General features: G+C 32.8%; 6 protein-coding genes. 1 reads left to right on the plus strand and 5 read right to left on the minus strand.

Features of this window, described 5'->3' with window-relative positions; translation table 11 throughout:
• Positions 1 to 6: 6 nt before the first annotated feature.
• From BLP44_RS15895 to BLP44_RS15910, 4 genes are all read right to left on the minus strand, one after another.
• Positions 7 to 1,254 carry a TolC family protein gene (locus BLP44_RS15895; RefSeq protein WP_091134413.1) on the minus strand — a complete coding sequence of 416 codons (1,248 nt, stop codon included), beginning with the start codon at positions 1,252 to 1,254 and terminating at the stop codon, positions 7 to 9.
• Positions 1,255 to 1,338: 84 nt separating this feature from the next.
• On the minus strand, positions 1,339 to 2,700 hold the full coding sequence (locus BLP44_RS15900) for a sensor histidine kinase (protein WP_091134415.1): 1,362 nt from the start codon (positions 2,698 to 2,700) through the stop codon (positions 1,339 to 1,341).
• Complete coding sequence (locus BLP44_RS15905) at positions 2,697 to 3,377, minus strand: response regulator transcription factor (protein WP_008469016.1); 681 nt, start codon at positions 3,375 to 3,377, stop codon at positions 2,697 to 2,699. Before BLP44_RS15905 ends, BLP44_RS15900 begins: the two co-directional genes overlap by 4 nt.
• Positions 3,378 to 3,438: 61 nt before the next feature.
• Positions 3,439 to 4,527, minus strand: a complete 1,089-nt coding sequence (locus BLP44_RS15910) for a M42 family metallopeptidase (RefSeq protein ID WP_091134417.1) — start codon at positions 4,525 to 4,527, stop codon at positions 3,439 to 3,441.
• 81 nt (positions 4,528 to 4,608) lie between these two features.
• Here BLP44_RS15910 and BLP44_RS15915 point away from each other — a divergent pair, with 81 nt between their 5' ends.
• A complete protein-coding gene (locus BLP44_RS15915) occupies positions 4,609 to 5,289 on the plus strand; it encodes a DUF4294 domain-containing protein (RefSeq protein ID WP_091134419.1) in 681 nt (226 codons plus the stop codon).
• A 469-nt stretch (positions 5,290 to 5,758) separates the two neighbouring features.
• Here BLP44_RS15915 and BLP44_RS22995 read toward each other — a convergent pair.
• Positions 5,759 to 6,040 (minus strand): hypothetical protein (locus tag BLP44_RS22995; protein ID WP_170830254.1); only part of this gene is annotated, 282 nt, incomplete at its 5' end.

Below are 6,040 nucleotides of genomic sequence, written 5' to 3' on the forward strand. Positions count from 1 at the left end.
AGTTTTTTAAAATAAATCTTTGTTGATGGTACTATTTAATTCTTCGCCTGCAATCACTACTTTTTTCTTTAATTCATTTAATTGAATTATTGCCTGATTGTAGCTTTCCATAAAATCGGTAAATTCTAAAAGACTTACGTTTCGTTTTTGAAAATTGGTTAGCATTCCGTTGTAAACCGCTTCAAAATCTGAATTTACGGTTGGTTTGATCACGCTGTAGTTTTGTCTAGACTCGTCCCATTTGGTCCATGCTGATGTGATTTCTGTTTTGAGCTGTAACTCGAAGTTTTGTTTTTCAATTTTAGATTGTTCCAAAATTGTTTTTGCATACTTAATATTTCCTTTGTTTTGATTCCAAAGTGGTAAGGGAATTCCAACAGTTAAATTGGCTTCATTATTAAAAGCACCGCTTCGCTGATCATAATTTGCTCCAAGCGTAATATCTGGAACTGAAAGTGATTTTTGTAATTTTACATTCAGCTCATTAGCATCTATTTCTTTCTGTTTTGCTAAATAATCGGGTCTATTTGCTATGGCTTGTTCCTCAAAATTTTTAAGATCAAAAGCTATAACTTTTAGATATTTATCAGAATCATCTTTGCTAACAACCGGAACTACATTTTCAGTTTCATTCAAAAGCAATTTTAAATTAGCCTGTTCTTCGATGTTGTTATTTATAACCTCTAATCTCTCGTTTTTGAAATTAAGATAGAGTGATTGTAGACGAACAACGTCTTTTAAAGGAATATTTCCTTTTTGAGCTTGCACGGAATAAGAATTAATCAAATTTTCGATATGAGCTAGTTGCTTATCGGTATTGTCAAGATTTTTAGTGTTGTAATATACAGTGAAAAAACTTTTACGCAATTGCAGTTTTAAAGTCCTAAGCAAATCGTTAAACTGAAGCTCTGCCAGTTTTTCATTAGTTTGCGCTAATTTAACCTCATTGCGTTTTTTACCGCCAAGATAGATTAGTTGCTCTATTGCAAAAACTTTCTGACCATCTTTGCCAATATCAAAAAATTTGTCTCGTTCAGGATTGTAGGCATTCAACTCTGCTGAGAGCGTGGGATTGTCCCAAATGCGAGCCTGAATGGTGAGTGCTTTTGAGGCATCAAGATTATATTGAGATGCCAGTAAAAATAGATTCTTTTTTAAAAATTGACTTTCACAGTCTTGGAGAGTAAGTGATTTTTGTGCTATTGCAGCTTGATTTAAAAGTGCAAATAACAGCAATGCGAATAACTTTTTCATTGTATCATCTTTAAGTTGTACAAATATGCTATCAACAGGCTTTAAGAGAGCTTAAAATCTACCTTAAAAATAGCTTAAAATTGTTTACAAATTAAAAAATAACTGAAATAAACTCGTGTTAATATTTGAGACAGAGTAAGTTATGTTTGCTTTGTGCAAAATTAGGATGCGTTGCACAATTCTTAAGCCAAGTCCAAAACCAGAAGTTCCTTTCGAATTTCGGCCACGCATAAAAGGCTGAAAAAGATTTTTTTGTTCTTCTTCATTTAAGGTTTCTCCTGTGTTGGATACAGAAATGATAAGATGATGGTGATCAGTGCTTATTTTTACTTTTGCCTGCTTATTGTCTGAATAAACGCAGGCATTTTTTAAAATATTGGTTAAGGCTATCTCTAAAAGATTTCTATTTCCTTTTACCTCTAAAGCAGTATCAAGATCGTCACTTTCTTCCATTTCGAAAAGAATAACGAAATCAGGGAAAGCTTTGTTTATTTTTTCGATAGAAGAAAATAAAATTTCATCTATTCTTTGTACTTCATGATGATCTGCTTTTCTGTTGTCAATTTTAGAAAGGATAAGTAGAGAATTGATTAATTCGCTTAAATGATTGACATCGGCTAATATGGAATTTAAAAACGATTTATTTTTAGATTGCATCTCGGGATTGACAATAGCATTTTCAATCTGAGACGTTATTCTAGAAAGCGGTGTTCTTAATTCGTGAGATGCATGAGCGGTAAATTCTTTTTGCCTTTGATAGGAAACTTCAATACGGTCCATCATGAAATTAAATTCATCTGCTATTAAATCAATTTCATCCTTAGTGCTTTTAGATTCAATCCTAGTATCTAGATTGTTCTCATTTATATTTTTGATTTTCTGGTGGAAAGCATGAAGAGGATTCATTGCTTTTTTGACCATAAAAGAAGTCAAAATCCAACAAACGCAAGTAAAAAAGATGTATGAAATAATTAAAGTGTACCTCAAGAAAAGCAGTTTCTTCTTGCCGTAATTGTCAGTAGCAGAAATTAAAGCATAAAAATCTTTATCGTTGGTATCGTAGAAAACACCGTATACTTCATAATCTCCTTGCTGTTTAAAAAAGGTCTTATTTTTTTTAAGATATTTTAAATCATCAACAGACCAATTGATTTTGGCATCGTCAATACTGCTATAAATCAGTTTGTAATTTGAATCAAAAACCAAAGTCTTTTCATCATATAATTTATTGATGGAATTCTGATCTATTATTTTTAAAAGCTGATTATCAACTTGTTTTACATTTACTAATAGCTTAATATTAGATAAAGCTTTGATTTCTAATCGATCTCGAAATTCTTCTTTTCTGTAATTGGAATACAAAATGAATATCACTGTAGAAGCCAATCCAAAAAGAATGGTAAACAGCAAGCTTACTAAAAGTGATATTCGATTTTTTAATGTCATTCTTGGTCGCTTAAATAATACCCATAACCGACTTTGGTTCTAAGAAGTTTTATTTCGTGGTCTTTATCGATTTTTTTCCTTAAAAAGTTAACATAAACCTCGATAGTATTCTGATTGGTTTCAATATGATAATCCCAAAGCTTCTCGGCTATAAATTGTTTAGAAAGCACTTTTCCTTTGGCATGCGCCAAAATCAGAATTAATTTGAATTCTTTCGGAGTAAGTTTAATTTCTTCACCCGCCCTAAAAACTTTCATATCTTCTTCAAAGATTTCTAAATCTTTAATGACGATTTTATTTTCTATTTGCTGAGGAACTTCTTTCCTTCTTAAAAGTGATTGTACGCGAGCGTATAATTCTTCAAAATGAAAAGGTTTTACAAGATAATCATCGGCACCATTATCAAAAGAAGACAATTTATCTTCAATTTCGCTAAAGGCAGTAAGCATTATAATAGGTGTTTTTTTATCAGTTTCCCGAATGCCTTTGCAAACATCAATTCCATTTATTCCCGGAACGTTTATGTCTAGAACAATTAAATCATATTCGTACGGGAAGTATTTTTTCAAAAGCAAAGAGCCATCATAATAAGGAACACACTCGAATTCCTTTGAAGTAAAGAATGCGGAGATTTCTTTTGATAAAGTAAAATCGTCTTCGAGCAGTAATATTTTCATGCTTGGTTTATAATTTGTAAATCCGATTTAATAACTCAAATCGGATTTACATTAAAGTATATTATTTAAAATAAGAAAAAGTCTCGTTGTTCTCAATTTTCAATAAAGCTTCATAAATAAGTTGAATTACATTTTCAACATCGTCTTTATGAACCATTTCTACAGTCGTGTGCATGTATCGTAATGGAAGAGAAATCAAAGCAGATGGCACACCGCCATTGCTATATGCAAAAGCATCGGTATCTGTACCCGTTGCGCGAGAAGTAGCATGTCTTTGAAATGGGATTTTATTTTCTTCAGCAGTTGCTACAATCAAATCACGTAATTTATTTTGAATAGCAGGAGAGTAGCCAATAACGGGGCCTTTTCCCATTTTTAGATCACCTTCTACCTTTTTATCAATCATTGGAGTAGTGGTGTCGTGACAAACATCAGTTACAATAGCAACATTTGGTTTTATACGATGTGCAATCATTTCAGCACCTCTCAGACCAATTTCTTCCTGAACAGAATTTACTATATATAAACCAAAAGGAAGTTTCTTTTTATTTTCATGTAATAAACGGGCAACTTCTGCAATCATAAAACCGCCCAATCTATTATCAATAGCACGACAAACAAACTTATTTTCGTTCAAAACCATAAATTCATCAGGATATGTAATCACACATCCCACGTGAACACCTAGCGCTTCGACTTGTTCTTTGTTTTCACAGCCTAAATCAATAAATATGTTACTCAGTTTCGGAATCTCTTCTTTGTCACGCAAACGAGTATGAATAGCAGGCCATCCAAAAACACCTTTTACAATTCCGTTTTTGGTATGAATATTAACTCTTTTTGAAGGGGCAATCTGATGGTCTGAACCTCCATTTCGTATTACATATATTAAGCCATCTTCTGTAATGTAGTTTACATACCATGAAATTTCATCTGCATGCCCTTCAATTACCACCTTATAAGGAGCATCGGGATTAATTACACCAACAGCTGTTCCATAAGTATCTGTAATAAATGAATCTACATAAGGTTTTAGATAATTCATCCAAAGTTTTTGCCCTTCACTTTCGTAACCTGTTGGAGAAGCGTTATTTAAGTAGCTTTCAAGAAAAGCTATTGAAGTATCATTTAAGATAGATTTCGTACTCATAAAAATATTTTTTCGCTAAAATATAAATTTGGTATCAGAGTTGTGTATAAATATATAATTTTACATTTAAATTATGATTCAATGAGACTAACCACCTTTTTATTTTTATTGTTAATTTGTTTTTCTTCTAAGGCACAAGTTACTCCAAAAGAGAACGAACAAATGGGGTATATATTAACAGAGAAAGATTCCATTTTAGGGGATACCATTCAGCTTCCCGAAATAATTATTACAAAAGGACAAAAGATGAGTGCTGAAGAAATGAAGCAATTTCAAATTCTTCAAAACAGAGTGTATAAGGTTTATCCTTATGCAAAGTTAGCTTCAGAAAGATTAACCGCTTTAAATAATGGAATGGCTCGTTTAAAAACTAGCCGTGAAAAAAAGAAGTACTTCAAAATTGTAGAAGACTACCTAAATAATGAATTTGAGGAAAGGCTAAAAAAGCTATCCAGAAAACAAGGACAGATCTTAGTGAAATTGATTCATCGTCAAACTGGAATTACAACTTATGAATTGATTAAAACCCTAAAAAGCGGATTTAAGGCGTTTGTTTCTAATACAACCGCGAATTTATTTGATATAAGTTTAAAAGAAGAATACAAACCTTACGACGTAAACGAAGATTATTTAATAGAAACAATCTTAGTGAGGGCTTTTGAATCTGGCCGATTGGTAAATCAGAAGCCAGCTAATCCTGTAAATTATGATGATTTGTCAGAGAAGTGGCAGCAAAGAGCGAAAGAACTAAACAAGAAATAATTTTATACATATATATAGTATAGTAACCCGACAGGTTTTCAAAATCTGTCGGGTTTATTTTTTTTACACATATTTAATATGAACTAACTCATGCTATACAATATACAGGAGTAAGATTTTGTCATGCTGAGCGGAGTGAAGAGTATCCATTTTTGGAATTTGGAGTTTAAAAGATTGGGATTTTGTTTTTTTTAGGATCTGTTTCCCGCTATCCGCTGCAATCTTCTGCTTTTTAAAGAAAAAAGCAGAAGGATTTCCGCTCCTATCGGGGCTAGGGCGCCGGTTTCCAGAAGAAGGGGCAGAAAACTCAGCGTCTAAAAAGTGGGGAAAACAGTCTTCGAGCCTTAGCGGCTTTGCGGCAAAACGGCCCGATTCCTTGGTGTATGAAGAAAAACCTTACGCGATGTGAAAAATATCCAAAATGTAAGCCCCGCGTTATGAGAAGGTTAGGAAAAAGGGCAGAAAAACTTCAAAAAAACTCTTTAAAAAAGCTTGCAGAAGCGGAAAAAGGTTCTACTTTTGCACCCGCAACGGCGAAAAACGCTCTTAGACATTCCGGCAGCTTGATCATATTTTGAGGAAAGAGATTTTCGAAAAAAAAGATTGGAAAAAGCTTGCGGGAAAAGAAAAAGCTTTTTACATTTGCACCCCGCAAAACACGGAGGCTCATTGAAAGATTGGAAGAAAAAGTTGAGAAACTGAAGCGATAAGAAAGCTTCAAAATTTTTTCAAGTTTTTCTTGCGAGAAACA

Origin of the sequence: Flavobacterium anhuiense (genome assembly GCF_900101855.1) — a bacterium.
Classification (GTDB): Bacteria; Bacteroidota; Bacteroidia; order Flavobacteriales; family Flavobacteriaceae; genus Flavobacterium; species Flavobacterium anhuiense.